Source organism: Cobetia sp. BL01 (assembly GCF_056493605.1).
The window spans coordinates 504,981-518,821 of the sequence record NZ_JBVBEE010000001.1 but is presented as its reverse complement, the minus strand read 5'-3'; the positions used below and the strand labels follow the sequence as shown (position 1 = coordinate 518,821).

The 13,841-nt window shown below is 62.0% G+C and carries 11 protein-coding genes and 1 pseudogene; 6 read left to right on the top strand and 6 right to left on the bottom strand.

The window, feature by feature from the left end:
- Positions 1 to 9 precede the first annotated feature (9 nt).
- A complete protein-coding gene (locus tag ACZYGA_RS02190) occupies positions 10 to 1,290 on the top strand; it encodes a DUF945 family protein (protein ID WP_077374986.1) in 1,281 nt (426 codons plus the stop codon).
- Between the two features lie 279 nt (positions 1,291 to 1,569).
- The gene (gene lon, locus ACZYGA_RS02185) at positions 1,570 to 4,020 is read left to right on the top strand and encodes an endopeptidase La (protein ID WP_404625030.1); all 2,451 of its coding nucleotides are present in this window, start codon (positions 1,570 to 1,572) and stop codon (positions 4,018 to 4,020) included.
- Positions 4,021 to 4,089: 69 nt separating this feature from the next.
- Here lon and ACZYGA_RS02180 read toward each other — a convergent pair whose 3' ends face one another.
- Positions 4,090 to 4,431, bottom strand: coding sequence for a YegP family protein (locus ACZYGA_RS02180; RefSeq protein WP_077374980.1), 342 nt, complete (start codon positions 4,429 to 4,431; stop codon positions 4,090 to 4,092).
- Between the two features lie 402 nt (positions 4,432 to 4,833).
- Between ACZYGA_RS02180 and ilvD the strand changes: the two genes are divergently transcribed.
- On the top strand, positions 4,834 to 6,678 hold the full coding sequence (gene ilvD / locus ACZYGA_RS02175; RefSeq protein WP_136938759.1) for a dihydroxy-acid dehydratase: 1,845 nt from the start codon (positions 4,834 to 4,836) through the stop codon (positions 6,676 to 6,678).
- A 176-nt stretch (positions 6,679 to 6,854) separates the two neighbouring features.
- Here the strand turns inward: ilvD and ACZYGA_RS02170 are convergent, their stop codons facing one another.
- The 4 genes and pseudogenes from ACZYGA_RS02170 to ACZYGA_RS02155 form a co-directional block, all read right to left on the bottom strand.
- Entirely contained in the window at positions 6,855 to 8,417 is a 1,563-nt protein-coding gene (locus ACZYGA_RS02170; protein ID WP_479398318.1) for a sensor domain-containing diguanylate cyclase, read from the bottom strand.
- Between the two features lie 285 nt (positions 8,418 to 8,702).
- Positions 8,703 to 8,825, bottom strand: coding sequence for a hypothetical protein (locus tag ACZYGA_RS02165; RefSeq protein ID WP_255304436.1), 123 nt, complete (start codon positions 8,823 to 8,825; stop codon positions 8,703 to 8,705).
- Positions 8,826 to 9,070: 245 nt separating this feature from the next.
- Complete coding sequence (locus ACZYGA_RS02160) at positions 9,071 to 9,688, bottom strand: helicase HerA-like domain-containing protein (protein ID WP_479398316.1); 618 nt, start codon at positions 9,686 to 9,688, stop codon at positions 9,071 to 9,073.
- Positions 9,684 to 10,667: pseudogene (locus tag ACZYGA_RS02155) on the bottom strand (helicase HerA-like domain-containing protein); the annotation flags it as partial. The gene ACZYGA_RS02160 and the pseudogene ACZYGA_RS02155, both read right to left, overlap by 5 nt.
- A gap of 637 nt (positions 10,668 to 11,304) precedes the next feature.
- Between ACZYGA_RS02155 and ACZYGA_RS02150 the strand changes: the two are divergent.
- A complete protein-coding gene (locus tag ACZYGA_RS02150; RefSeq protein WP_065392586.1) occupies positions 11,305 to 11,664 on the top strand; it encodes a hypothetical protein in 360 nt (119 codons plus the stop codon).
- 181 nt (positions 11,665 to 11,845) lie between these two features.
- Here ACZYGA_RS02150 and nudE read toward each other — a convergent pair whose 3' ends face one another.
- The gene (gene nudE / locus ACZYGA_RS02145) at positions 11,846 to 12,475 is read right to left on the bottom strand and encodes an ADP compounds hydrolase NudE (protein WP_136938756.1); all 630 of its coding nucleotides are present in this window, start codon (positions 12,473 to 12,475) and stop codon (positions 11,846 to 11,848) included.
- Positions 12,476 to 12,690: 215 nt separating this feature from the next.
- Between nudE and ACZYGA_RS02140 the strand changes: the two genes are divergently transcribed.
- Positions 12,691 to 13,380, top strand: coding sequence for an HAD-IA family hydrolase (locus ACZYGA_RS02140; protein WP_077374965.1), 690 nt, complete (start codon positions 12,691 to 12,693; stop codon positions 13,378 to 13,380).
- Positions 13,380 to 13,772, top strand: a complete 393-nt coding sequence (locus ACZYGA_RS02135) for an RNA-binding S4 domain-containing protein (RefSeq protein WP_077374962.1) — start codon at positions 13,380 to 13,382, stop codon at positions 13,770 to 13,772. Before ACZYGA_RS02140 ends, ACZYGA_RS02135 begins: the two co-directional genes overlap by 1 nt.
- Positions 13,773 to 13,841: the final 69 nt, after the last annotated feature.

The following is a 13,841-nucleotide window of genomic DNA, read 5'->3' as shown; positions in this document are numbered from 1 at the left end:
ATAACAACGATGGGCAAGGGACTCGTAACTGCGGCGGCTGTCGTCGTCATCGGTGCTGCCGGCTATGTCGGTGGCGTGGCGTATTCCAGTCAGCGTTTCGAAGACGAGATGGCGCGAATGGTCGCGGAGCTCGACAGCAGCGCCGACATCAAGGCCAGCCGCGATGACGTGCAGAGCGGCTGGTTCGACTCGAGCGGTCGACTCAAGATGGAGCTTGCCACGGGGGAGCAGCAAGGGCCCGTGCGTGTCGTGCTGCCTTATGAAGCCGGTCATGGCCTGCTCTCCACCAGCATGAAGGGCAACATCAAGCTGCAGTACGGTACACCGGCCCGCGATGTGCTTTCCGAGGTCATCGGGGATGGAAAGGCCATCGCCTTCGACGGCAGCGTCGACAATTTCAGCGGTGCCAGTGATACCACGGTGACACTGCCTGTCTTTGAATGGCAGGACCCGGAAAGCGGCACGCGCTTCGACTTCAAGGGCGGCGAGCTGACGGCGTCACACGATGGCGGTGATACTCCCGAGATCACCGTCGACGGCGAGGTCTCTCCCTTCGAGATCACCAATGGTGACGAGAAGATCAGCGTCGGTACCCTGAGCCTGAACGGTCTTTATCGTGGTGCGGACAACGACTTCCGCCAGGATGACAAGATCGAGCTGGATACGTTGACCATCGACAATGGCATGGGGCAGCCGCCGGTGGTGGCGACCGATATCAGCTATTCCGGCGAGACGCGGCTCGACCCGACCGAGCTTCGCTATCTGATGAAGCTGGCCGTGCAGGACGTGAGTGCCGGTGATCAGCAGATGGCCAGCGGCAGTCTGGCGCTGTCGATCGACCGTCTTCAGGGCGCGGCGGTCTATGATTTCATCACTCAGCTGCAGGGCCTGCTGGAAGAAGCCGGCAAGCCGTTTGAAGAGCTGACGGAAGATCAGCAGGTCGCCATGCTCGAGAAGGTCGAGGCGCCGCTGTTCACCATGCTGAGCACGTCTCCTCGTCTGACGCTGGAGTCCCTCAAGGCGCGCAGCGAAGTCTTCGGTGTCGACATGCAGGGTGAGGGGCAGCTGATTCTCGATGGGGCCGGGATGACCGATCTGAGCATCGCCGAACTGCAGACCATCGAAGGGCAGCGTGCCTTCCTGGATCGCATGAGTGGACGTTTCGAATTCCGCAATGTGCCGCCGATGCTAGCGATGATGGCGGGCATCCCGCCGGACTCCGCTGACAAGAACCTGGTGCTGACCATCGATGGGGATGCGCTGCTCGTCAATGGCAAGCCGATCTATTGAGCCAGCCTGACTGAGCCAGCCAGACTGAGCTGGCCTGTCTTTCACAGGTGGCTGAGCCACCTTCGGATCTGACCGTCCCCTTCTGTCTGCCATCGTGCTGGACAGCTGACAAGGCCCGCCTTCTGGCGGGCCTTGTCGTATCCGTCGGCAGGTGGCGAACCGGTGCCGATAGACAGGCATCCCGTCAGACAAGTGCCCGACAGTACTTGATAAAGTGCACGACAGACCACATTGGTGAAGATGATCGCCTCAACCGAGGCCCGGTTTCACGAGGGTTGCATGTCACGTCACGAAGATACCTCCGATCACGACAACGTTCTGTCCGGTTTTGAAGATGCCAGTCAGGAAGAGCCTGAGCATTCCCCGGGGGCTGGTGGGCTGGTACCCAGTGGTGATCAGCTACCTGAGCGCCTTTACCTGCTGCCGATCCACAATCGTCCCTTCTTTCCGGCTCAGGTCCAGCCGCTGGTCATCAACAAGCAGCGCTGGGCAGAGACCATGGAGCGGGTCGGCAACACGCCACACCACGCGGTGGGGCTGGCCTTCGTCGGTGATGTCGAAGTCGACGAGATGGGGGCTGAGCATTTTCCCGAGATCGGTTCGGCAGTGCGTGTCCACAAGCCCGAAGATGGCCAGGATCAGGTCCAGTTCATCGCTCAAGGGTTGCGCCGCTTCCGGATCACCCGCTGGTTGTCACGCAAGCCGCCCTATCTGGTCGAGGTGACCTACCCGCGCGAGCCGGTGGATGCCGAGAGCGACGAGGCACGTGCCTACGCGATGGCGATGATCAATGGCATCAAGGAGCTGCTGCCGATCAATCCGCTGTACGGCGAAGAGCTCAAGCAGTACCTCAATCGCTTCAGCCCGCATGAACCCGGCCCGCTGACCGACTTTGCCGCTGCCATCACCTCGGCCAAGGGGCCGGAGTTGCAGGAGGTGCTGGAATCGTTGCCGGTGATGGAGCGCATGCAGAAGGTACTGCCGCTGCTGCGCAAGGAGATCGAGGTCGCCCAGCTGCAGACCGAGATCTCCCAGCAGGTCAACGCGCAGATGGAAAAGCATCAGCGTGAATTCTTCCTGCGTGAGCAGCTCAAGGTCATCCAGCGTGAACTGGGCATCTCCAAGGATGATCGCGAGAATGATGTGGATACCTTCCGCGGACGCCTCGATGAGCTCAAGGTTCCCGAACGGGTGCAATCGCGCATCGACGATGAACTCGACAAGCTCTCGGTGCTGGAGACCGGCTCGCCGGAGTACGGCACCACGCGCAACTATCTGGACTGGCTGACCTCGCTTCCCTGGGGCATCACCTCCACCGACCAGCTGGATCTCGCCCATGCGCGCAAGGTGCTCAATCGCGACCATGACGGGCTGGATGACGTGAAATCACGCATCATCGAGTTCCTGGCCGAAGGCACCTTCAAGGGTGATGTCGGTGGTTCGATCCTGCTGCTGGTGGGCCCGCCCGGCGTGGGCAAGACCTCGATCGGGCGCTCCATCGCCCAGGCACTGGGGCGCGAGTTCTATCGCTTCTCGGTCGGCGGCATGCGCGATGAATCGGAGATCAAGGGGCATCGCCGTACCTACGTGGGCGCCATGCCCGGCAAGCTGGTGCAGGCACTCAAGGAGGTCAAGGTCGAGAACCCGGTGATCATGCTGGATGAGATCGACAAGCTGGGGCAGTCCTTCCAGGGCGATCCGGCCTCGGCGCTGCTCGAGGTGCTGGACCCGGAGCAGAACGTCGACTTCCTCGATCACTACCTCGACGTGCGCCTCGATCTGTCCAAGGTGCTGTTCGTGTGTACCGCCAACACGCTGGATAGCATCCCGGGGCCGCTGCTGGACCGCATGGAGCAGATACGCCTCTCCGGTTACATCGCCGAAGAGAAGATGGCGATCGCCAAGCATCACCTGTGGCCGAAGCTGCTGACACGCGACAACATTCCCAAGAAGCGCATCAATCTGAGTGACGCCGCGCTGCGTCAGGTGATCGAGGGCTATGCTCGCGAGGCGGGCGTACGTCAGCTGGAGAAGCAGCTGCACCGCATCGTGCGCAAGGCGGCGGTCAAGCTGCTCGAGGAGGACCTGCCGACGGTCAAGGTCTCGGTCAAGAATCTCGAGGAATTCCTGGGGGCGCCAATCTTCCGTCGCGAGAAGGTCCTGGCCGGCGAAGGCGTGGTGACCGGGCTTGCCTGGACCAGCATGGGCGGCGCGACCCTGCCCATCGAGGCCACACGTGTGCACGGCCTGACGCGTGGCTTGAAGCTGACCGGCAAGCTTGGGGAAGTGATGCAGGAATCGGCCAATATCGCCTATTCCTATACCCTGGCGAATCTTGAGGCCTACGATGCCGAGGCTGACTTCTTCAATGAATCCTTCATTCACCTGCACGTGCCGGAAGGGGCGACACCCAAGGATGGCCCGAGCGCTGGCGTGACCATGACCACGGCGTTGATGTCGTTGGCCAGGCATCAGGCGCCGCGCAAGGGGCTGGCGATGACCGGTGAGCTGACATTGACCGGACAGGTGCTGCCGGTGGGCGGTATCCGTGAGAAGGTCATTGCCGCACGCCGCAGTGACATCTTCGAACTGATCCTGCCACAGGCCAACCAGCGGGATTATGATGAGCTGCCGGACTATCTGAAGGAGGGCATGATCGTCCACTTCGCGGCCCGCTACGCGGATGTGGCACGAGTGGTCTTTGACAGCGACAACGCGCCGCGCCACTGACAACGCACGGCGGGGCTTCTGCTTTTCCGTGGGGCGTCGTGTGCATGCAGACGTCACGCTCGCGGGCATTCAGGCGGTATCGAGCTGTTCCAGTACGGCGGCTTCCGGTGCATTGCGTCCGACACTGGCAATGCCGTTGTCGCGGCCGGATTCCGACTTGTACATCTGGCTGCGGCCGATCTGCTGGCTGTTGGCGGCCAGCAGCGTGAAATAGAAGCGACCATCCTTGGCGACTTCCTTCGTGAAGCGTTTTTCCTCGGCGGCGTTCTTGCGCACGGATTCCACGCCGTTCAGGCAGCCGCGCTTGTCGGCATAGCCTTGGCTCTGCAGGATCTTTTCACCGTTGCCGGCCTTGAGTGCAAAATAGAACTTGCTGTCCTTGCCGCGGGTGATGACGAATTTTCCGGCCATGGATGACTCCTGTTCCTTGAGGGATGTCTGACACTGCCTGATATGTCGTCTTCCAGTGTAAACAGCGCCTCTCGTGGGAAACCCACGCTAGGAGTTGCGGCATTCAACGTTCGGGAGCCATCGCGGCGTCTTTCACGCTGCCGCCGCGTACATGCGATGCTATCTGGTAGGCAAGCAGGGGCGGGACATGACAGAATTGAGCTCAGGCAGATAGCGGTGGCTCACATGCCCCGCATCTCCACTGGACACTAGGTCTGCGTCTTTTCACAAGCGAAGCGCAGCCTGATCAAAACAGAAGCCACTCCCGTGCGAAGGATCACCCGGACAAGCCCCGCGCTAGGGGATGTTCTCCGTCGATCGTTCTGCACAGGAGAGTGGCCAAGCATCATTGACGAGGACACCATGCCAGAGTATCGCTCCCGTACGACCACCGCAGGTCGTAACATGGCCGGCGCCCGCGCCCTGTGGCGCGCCACCGGCATGAAAGATGGTGACTTCCAGAAGCCGATCATCGCCGTTGCCAACTCCTTCACCCAGTTCGTGCCCGGCCACGTCCACCTCAAGGACATGGGGCAGCTGGTAGCGCGCGAAATCGAGAAGGCCGGCGGTGTCGCCAAGGAATTCAACACCATCGCGGTGGACGATGGCATCGCGATGGGGCACGACGGCATGCTGTATTCGCTGCCGTCGCGTGACCTGATCGCCGACAGCGTCGAATACATGGTCAATGCCCACTGTGCGGATGCGCTGGTGTGCATCTCCAACTGTGACAAGATCACCCCCGGGATGCTGATGGCCGCCATGCGCCTCAACATTCCGGTCATCTTCGTCTCCGGCGGCCCGATGGAAGCCGGCAAGACCAAGCTGCTGGACCACGGTCTCGACCTGGTCGATGCGATGGTCATCGCGGCCGATGACAGCGTCGACGACGAGACGGTCGCCGAGATCGAGCGCAGCGCCTGCCCGACCTGTGGCAGCTGCTCGGGCATGTTCACGGCCAACTCCATGAACTGCCTGATGGAAGCGCTGGGTCTGGCGTTGCCGGGCAACGGTACGGTGCTGGCGACTCACTCCGATCGTCGTCGCCTGTTCGAGAACGCCGGGCATCGTATCGTCGAGCTGGCACGCCGTTACTACGAAGGCAACGAAGAGCATCTGTTGCCGCGTGCCATCGGTTCACGGGCGGCGTTTGCCAACGCGATGACGCTGGATATCGCCATGGGGGGCTCGACCAACACCATCCTGCACCTGCTGGCCGCCGCTCAGGAGGCCGGTGTCGACTTCACCATGTCCGACATCGACAAGCTGTCCCACAGCGTGCCGCAGATGTGCAAGGTGGCGCCGAACACCCAGAAGTATCACATCGAGGATGTCCATCGTGCCGGTGGCATCATGGGGATTCTGGGCGAGCTGGACCGCGCCGGCGTGCTGGATACCTCGGTGCCGACCGTCTATGGCGACTCGTTGTCTGCGGCGCTGGAAGAGTGGGACATCATGCGCTCGCCCACCGATGAGGTGATCGAGTTCTATCGTGCAGGTCCGGGGGGGATCCCGACCCAGACCGCCTTCTCGCAGAGCGCGCGCTGGCCGAGCCTGGATGGTGATCGCGCCCAGGGCTGCATCCGCGATTACGATCACTGCTTCTCCACCCAGGGCGGCCTGGCCGTGCTCTACGGCAACATCGCGCTGGATGGTTGCGTGGTGAAGACGGCAGGCGTCGATGATTCCATCCTCGTCTTCGAAGGCCGTGCCTATGTCTGCGAATCTCAGGATCAGGCGGTGGAAGACATCCTGGCCGACAAGGTCAAGGAAGGCGATGTCGTGATCATCCGCTACGAAGGGCCGAAGGGCGGTCCGGGCATGCAGGAAATGCTCTACCCGACGTCCTACCTGAAGTCCAAGGGACTGGGCAAGGCGTGCGCGCTGCTCACCGACGGTCGTTTCTCCGGCGGTACCTCTGGCCTGTCCATCGGCCATGCGTCTCCGGAAGCGGCGGCGGGTGGCGCCATCGGCCTGGTCGAGCACGGTGACACCATCCTGATCGACATCCCCAATCGCACCATCAATGTCCAGCTGAGCGATAGCGAGCTACATGCGCGTCGTGAAGCGATGGATGCGCGCGGCAAGGATGCCTGGAAGCCGAGCATCCAGCGCAATCGTCGTGTCTCCGCCGCGCTCAAGGCCTATGCCTTGCTGGCGACCTCGGCTGACAAGGGCGCCGTGCGTGATCTGAGCAAGCTGGATTGATTCCGTCCGCCAGTGCCGCCGTGAAGGTGCTGGCGGTCAGTGCCTGTTGAAGACCGGCAGCACTGATCACCAGGCAGGACGCCAATGACATGCAAACGGCCACCCCGAGGGGTGGCCGTTTGCATGTCTGGCATTCGAAGTGGTTGCCGTGCATTTTAGCCGCCTCGGGCCCTGAGTCAGTCAGTACCGGCAGGCTTTGGCGGTAGGTTGGTCAGTGTACCGGCGTCAAGCGGCATGACCGGGTCTGGGTCGAGAAACCGTACCCGGTTGCATCCCTGGCGCTGGGCTTTCTTGAGCGCCTGCTGGGCACGGTCCATCAACTCGAGTCGATTGGCCAGTCTCATGGTATCGGGGGCCGGATGATAGCCGGTCAGGCCGACACTGCAGGTGATCGGCCGATCCAGCCCTGACAGTTCGGCGGCGGCATGGCGGACGCGTTCGGCAAGGATGATCGCGCCGCTGGCATCGGTACTGGTGAGGATCGCCATCAAGGAGTTGTCCTCACGCATGCAAAGGAGATCGCTCTTGCGGCTGGCGTTGCGCAGGATGGATGCCACCTGCTGCAGAGGGCGTTCTCCCGCCACGTGGCCATATTCGCGCGTGTAATCCTCATGGTCATCCACGCTGAGGATCAGGATGCACAATGGCTGGCCATGGCGTGCACTGCGCGCGATCTCGTTGTCCAGCTGTTGCTCGATCAATTCGAACGGCATCAGCTTGTCGAGTGTCGAGCCGGGGAGTCGGCCAGCGGCAGGCGAGCGAGTTTCCAGTTGGTGGCGCAGCTTGGTCAGGCTCGCTTCATGAGCACGGCGCTCGCTGATGTCTTCATGCTGGGAGAGAATGATCCCGGCGCGACTGTCGATCACCTTCAGCTCCAGCATCACGTCGATCATCTGGCCATGACGCCCGAGATAACGGTGTGGCTGTCGATATTCGCTGATGTCGCCCGTCCGCATGGCGCTCAATGCCTCGCGGCACGTCAGCATGTCCTGTGGGTGCGAGATGTCTTCCAGGGCACTGCATGTCAGTTCCTTTGGCTCCATGCCCAGCAGTCGGGAAAAGGCCGGATTCATGCGGGTCCAGTGGCCATGAAAGTCCATCAGGGCCATGGGCAGGCTGCAATGGGAGAACAGTCCTTCCATTTTCTGATAGGCGAGACGCAGGTTGTCGAGCTCACTGCGAGTGCGCTCTTTCGCGCGCTGGACATCCAGCAGCTGGCCCAGTGCCGTGGCAAGCGTCTCCACCAGGGCTCGCTCACTGGCGGTGAAGTCCTGTTGGCGCGGTGTTTCATCGCCGAAGCACAGCGTGCCGGTCAGGCGACCTTCAGACCAGAGTGGCGCTGCCACATAGCTTTCAAAGGGCATGCAGGAATAGGCAGCGTGGGCGCGAGTGTCTTCTTCAGCGCTGATGTGGCGATGAGCCACGCAGGCAGCCTGCGCGATGACGCTGGAACACCAGGTCTCTTCGAGTGGGCATTCGCCTCCGACTTCTCGCCCAGCAGGGGGATTGACCGCCGCCATGATCTCATAGCGACTGGATTCTGCATGTCCGAGGATGGCGGTGGTCATGCCAAGCAGGCGACAGCCGGCATCCAGATGGGCTTCCACGTGGCGTTCGTGGGAGGGCTCAGGTGTCAGGCTGAGCGCCAGCAGTGCCTGCAGGTGCTCTGGCAGCAGGGAATCATGGGGGTGTCCGGCGTTGCCCGAAGGCAAGGGCACGGCAGAGAATGAGCTTGGCATCATGCGATATCCTTATCTGACATGCTGCAGGAGAGGGAGGGCTTTCCATACCACACCTCAATATACGACTTGCCGGGAGGCGTGACAGGCGAGGAAATCGATTGTCTCAACCTTTCGCAAACGCAGCGGGCAGTCTGTTCAGGCTGACAAGGGCAGAGCCCCTCAGCGAGGGTCTCGATGAGGGGCTCCGAAATGAGGGCTCCTTGCCTTCGCCATGGATTGGCGTGTCTTCGCAAGGACGTTGATGGCGGTCTGCTGGTACTGCTCACGAGTCGTGGGCGGGAGTCAGGCCGCCTCGGCCAGCGGTGGTGCCGGCTGCTGCTGAGCTTCCAGATCTTCCAGTGCCAGTTCGATACTGAACCAGTTGCTATCAAGCCAGTGATCGATCACTTCTTCGTTCATGCACATCGTGAAGCCTCCCCGAGAGTGTTGGCGAGCCATTGAGTGTATGGGTGTGCTGCCGGTAAGCAGCACTCTCCAGTATGGCTGGTTCCGGGAAGACGCGAGTGAAGATCGTGTGATGCCTTGATGTCAGTCAAAGACAGGCAAACCTGCAGGACATTGACCATGTATGCCTGCCCATGCCGAAGCGTGGGCAGCCCTTCGTGGCAGCTGGAAGGGCGAGGCGGTCATCGTCTTGCCCGGTCAGCGCGTCAACGACGTGTGAATGAGCGAAGGAGGCTGCGAATCAGGGAGCGTCCCAGCTGCGACCCCAGCGCGCGCATCACCGATTTCAGCAAGGTTTCCATGACGCCCTGGCGCTTGTGGCCACCTCCGGTGTCCCGAGAGGGCCTGGCGGCAGCGGGCGGCCGGGTGGCTTGCGCCCCTTCAGACCGGGCTTCTTCAGAATCAACGTTTTCCGATGGACGCTGGCTTGGGTCGCGGTCTGCCTCCCCGGGCCTGGTCTTGTCAGGCTCACGGGGATTCGTGGCATGTGAGGCTTGCGCCTGGGCGGCAAGTCGCGCCTCCAGTCGCTCATGGGCGGACTCACGATCCATGCGCTCGTCGTAGCGCCCGGCCAGGGAGGAGTCGGCCAGCAGCGTGGCACGCTCCGTGTCGCTCAGTGGGCCGATGCGTCCTCGCGGTGGGCCGATCAGCGTGCGTTCCACCTGCGTCGGTGTGCCGTTGGCATCGAGTACCGAGACCAGTGCTTCGCCTACGCCCAGTTCCGTGATCACCTGCGCCGTATCGAGTTCCGGATTGGGGGTGGAAGGTGTCGGCGGCAGTCTTGACGGCCTTCTGGTCACGCGGTGTGAAGGCGCGCAGCGCATGCTGTATGCGATTGCCCAGCTGACCGAGCACCTCATCGGGGATGTCGGCGGGTGACTGGGTCACGAAATAGACACCGACGCCCTTGGAGCGAATCAGGCGGACCGTCTGCTCCAGACGCGTCAGCAGTGCCTTGGGGGCTGAATCGAACAACAGGTGCGCTTCATCGAAGAAGAACACCAGTACTGGCCGGTCGGCATCCCCGCGCTCGGGAAGCTCGCGGAACAGGGTGGACAGGAACCACAGCAGGAAGGTGGTGTAGAGACGAGGGCTCTGCATCAGCTCGCGACCGTCGAGCAGATTGATATAGCCACGGGCCTGCTCTGCATGCCCGCGCGTCGCCAGCATGTCGTGGATATCCAGTGCCGGTTCGGCAAAGAAGCGTTCGCCGCCCTGCGTGGCCAGGACGTGGACCCGACGCAGCATCGCCCCCAGACTCTGCGGACTGACGCTGCCGTAACGCGCCTCGAAGCTGTCACGCTCGCGCTCGATGTGCTTCAGCAGGCTGATCAGGTCCTTTAGGTCGACCAGTTCCAGACCCTCACGCTCGGCGTGATCGAAGGCCAGATGCATCAGGCCGCCTTGGGTCTCGTTGAGCTCCAGCAGACTAGCCATCAGCTCGGGCCCCATCGATGCCACGCTTGCGCGAACCGCGTGACCGCTCTTGCCATGGAGGTCCCATAGTCTGACGGGGGCGGCGTGCGGCTGCCAATCATCGATCCCCAGGCTGTTCAAGCGCTCATTGATGCGAGGATGGGGAGTGCCGGCGGCAGCGATGCCGGAAAGATCGCCCTTGATGTCGGCAGTGAACACCGGCACCCCCATGCGCGAGAATTCCTCGGCCAGTACCTGCAGGGTGACGGTCTTGCCGGTGCCCGTCGCGCCCGCCACCAGCCCATGGCGATTGGCCAATGCTGCGTCCAGCGTGATGTGGCCTGCCGAACCTTGTCCCGCGCGGCCCCCTATCAGCACATCTGGCATGTGATTCTCCTGTCGTGGTCAGCATGTCGGTGGCGGTGCCCGTAGAGAGGATGGTGCTGTGCACTGCGAGTGGCCGCGAGGAAGTGTCCTTGCTTCTCAAACAGAGTTACAAAATGTTTCGTTGAGTAAAATACTGCAAGCGAATCCTGGGCATCCGATCGCACTGGATGGCTGCATCGTCGGGCTGGAGCCTGCTGCCGTGCTGTCCTGGAGCGGGGTGGGCGCTAATTAAACGCGACGCGACAATTCACTCTTGTACAAGTAATTATCTGGCAGATCATTTTTCTTTCCTTCCTGTGCTTGAAACTCAGCCCAAGTAGTTCCATATCTTTAGGCATCAGACGCTGTGTGATGGAACACGCTCGATCAGATCAATGTCATCACTCGCCAACTCGTCACGCTTTCACGGTACAACTCTAGTGACGGTTTTCGAGTGATCACGAGCGCTGACGATGTCACGACAGGATGTCTTGGCAACCCTTATCCGCAAGACGCAGGTGAATCGCTCGCCCGTCGTCTTGCCTGGCCCGGATGACAGAGGATCACTTCGATCCCGATGCATGCCGCGGCTCAACGGCAACGGTCGAGTGAATCATCTGCTCGCCTTTTGCATCAGACCGCTACTGGAGGATGGATCATGAACAAGCTGACTGCTGCACTCATCGCAACTGCCTTTGCACTGCCGACCGCCGCTGCCTATGCCGATCACCACGAATCCAGCAACACCGGTTCCGCCAATACCGGTGCTCACTCCACCAAGGTAGAGGGTGGCACTGCCGCTGGCCATGAAGGTGGCATGGTGCAAGACGATGCCGAACGCAATACCGAAAGTGGTTCTGCCAACACCAAGAAGGATTCCATGATGGTGGAAGGCGGGACCGCACAGTCTGAATCCGCCAAGCACGGCAAGGTGATGGACGAAGGCGAGGACCACATGGGTGTGAGCCCGGAGTCCGGCTCGGCCAACACTGCCGATGGCAGCATGAAGACCGAGTGAACGTCTTCTGATCCCGAGGACGACTCGGGTACGGCATGATCTCGTGGTGTGTCCGGGCAGGTCGCCAGCACGATCCGTCCACTGACATCACGGGTGAAACGACAAGCCCCCGCCATTGGCGGGGGCTTGTCGTTGTCTGAAGAACAGCGCGAGAGGGCAGGGCCAGGGCACGCCCGACGCCTTACCACCAGTCGGGGCTATGGAGCTCCTCGCCGGCTAGCAGGCGCTCCCTGGCCATGAAGAGAGCGGCGATGGCCCGCGCCTCATGGAAGTCCTCGCGTGCCAGCAATGCCGGCAGCTCGTCGAGGCGGTGGCGCTCGACGACCAGAGGTTCCGGCTCATCCCCCGGCAGACGCTTCTCGTACAGGTCACGCGCCAGCATGACGTTCATGCGGTGATCCATGTAGTTGGGCGCCAGGCTCAGTTCGGCCAGCGGCTCGATGTCGTGAGCGCCGAAACCGCACTCCTCCATCAGTTCACGGTTGGCGGCGGTCACCGGGTCTTCGCCGGGGTCGATCAGCCCCTTGGGCAGGGTCAGCACGTACTGCTCCGGCCCGGCGGCATATTCACGGATCAGCAGTACGTGATCCGGGTCTGGCATGGCGACGATCATCACCGCACCATGGCCACCACTCTTGAGACGCTCGAAGCTGCGCGTCGCGCCATTCGAGAAGGTCAGTTCCAGCGCCTCGACGGTAAACAGCCGCGAGCGAGCCACCTCGCGTCGCGAGTCGATACGGGGGGGGGGCAGCGCGTCTCCATCGGCGTAGTGCCCGATGGTCGAGTGATCGGGGCGTGGCGCATCATCCATCGGAAGTCCTCAAGGCAGAGATCAAGAAGCGGGCGCCGGGCAGGCGGTCATGCCCGAGCATCAAGCTGTCGCGCCCATCGTGGCAGGCTGTGCCGGGCAGGGCAATTGTCGTGAGCTTGCCGGCATCGCTGATGTCCCGTGTGGGCACATGCGCAGCGCAGGACCATGCTTTACACTATACAACCCCAAATTCCCCGCCGGCTGACAGACTACCGATGATTGACTGGACCACGATCGACACCGTGCTGCTCGACATGGATGGCACCTTGCTGGACCTGCATTTCGACAGCCACTTCTGGCTGGAGCACCTGCCACGCCGCTACTGTGAGCTGCATCGTCTCGATAGCGCACTGCAGGCGGACCTCAAGGCGCGCATCATCAGCGAATCCGGCACGCTCAACTGGTACAGCCTCGATTACTGGAGCCGCGAGCTGAAGCTGGATGTCGTCGCGCTCAAGCGTGAGGTGCAGCATCTGATCGGGTATCGCCACGAGGCAGAGGACTTTCTCGCCTGGCTACGGGATCAACCGCAGCGCGTGGTACTGGCGACCAACGCGGACCGTCACGGGATCGAGCTCAAGTTCGGTCTGACCGGCATGGGCGATTACTTCGATGCCGTCGTCTCCTCGGCGGATCTCGGACACGCCAAGGAGGAGCAGGCCTTCTGGCATCGGCTCAACGAGATCGAGCCCTTCGAGCCGGCACGTACCCTGTTCATCGATGACAATCCCCAGGTGCTGGAGAGTGCGCGCACCTACGGTATCGCGCATCTGCTGGGCGTGCGTCAGCCGGACTCGAAGCGCGAAGCGCGTGACTTCGAGCACGTGCACGGACTGGACGGCTTTGCCGTGCTGACGGCGGGTGGCGGCCTTCATCTGGAACACGAGGAGCGCAAGGAGTCTTGATGAGTGACCAGGTACGCATCGACAAGTGGCTATGGGCGGCGCGATTCTTCAAGACGCGCGGCATGGCCAAGAAAGCCATTGAAGGTGGCAAGATCCAGTACAACGGCAGCAAGGTGAAGACGTCCAAGACCGTCGAGGTCGGCGCCTTGATCGAAGTGCCGCAAGGTTGGGATCGGCTGGTGGTCGAAGTGCTGGCACTCAGCGACCAGCGCCGTGGCGCCCCCCAGGCGCAGGCACTCTATCAGGAGACGCAGGAGTCGCGTGCGCGCCGCGAACGGGAGGCCGAGGTGCGTCGCCTTGGCAATCAGGGCATGAGCCCGCCCGTGGGACGACCCGACAAGAAGCAGCGGCGCAGCATCCACCGCTTCCAGCGCCAGGATTCCGAAAGCTGACGACACAGGCTCTCGCCACCCTTGCGGGGGGAAAGCCTGTGGATGTCACGTTGATACTTACCCAATTCA

What these genes read in the sequence shown, in the direction of transcription:
- lon (WP_404625030.1), top strand. Translation starts at nt 1,570, where the DNA reads ATGTCACGTCACGAAGATACCTCCGATCACGACAACGTTCTGTCCGGT.
- ilvD (WP_136938759.1), top strand. Translation starts at nt 4,834, where the DNA reads ATGCCAGAGTATCGCTCCCGTACGACCACCGCAGGTCGTAACATGGCC.
- ACZYGA_RS02165 (WP_255304436.1), bottom strand. Translation starts at nt 8,825, where the DNA reads ATGTGCATGAACGAAGAAGTGATCGATCACTGGCTTGATAGCAACTGG.
- ACZYGA_RS02160 (WP_479398316.1), bottom strand. Translation starts at nt 9,688, where the DNA reads ATGCGCTGCGCGCCTTCACACCGCGTGACCAGAAGGCCGTCAAGACTG.
- ACZYGA_RS02135 (WP_077374962.1), top strand. Translation starts at nt 13,380, where the DNA reads ATGAGTGACCAGGTACGCATCGACAAGTGGCTATGGGCGGCGCGATTC.
- ACZYGA_RS02140 (WP_077374965.1), top strand. Translation starts at nt 12,691, where the DNA reads ATGATTGACTGGACCACGATCGACACCGTGCTGCTCGACATGGATGGC.
- nudE (WP_136938756.1), bottom strand. Translation starts at nt 12,475, where the DNA reads ATGGATGATGCGCCACGCCCCGATCACTCGACCATCGGGCACTACGCC.
- ACZYGA_RS02150 (WP_065392586.1), top strand. Translation starts at nt 11,305, where the DNA reads ATGAACAAGCTGACTGCTGCACTCATCGCAACTGCCTTTGCACTGCCG.
- ACZYGA_RS02170 (WP_479398318.1), bottom strand. Translation starts at nt 8,417, where the DNA reads ATGCCAAGCTCATTCTCTGCCGTGCCCTTGCCTTCGGGCAACGCCGGA.
- ACZYGA_RS02180 (WP_077374980.1), bottom strand. Translation starts at nt 4,431, where the DNA reads ATGGCCGGAAAATTCGTCATCACCCGCGGCAAGGACAGCAAGTTCTAT.
- ACZYGA_RS02190 (WP_077374986.1), top strand. Translation starts at nt 10, where the DNA reads ATGGGCAAGGGACTCGTAACTGCGGCGGCTGTCGTCGTCATCGGTGCT.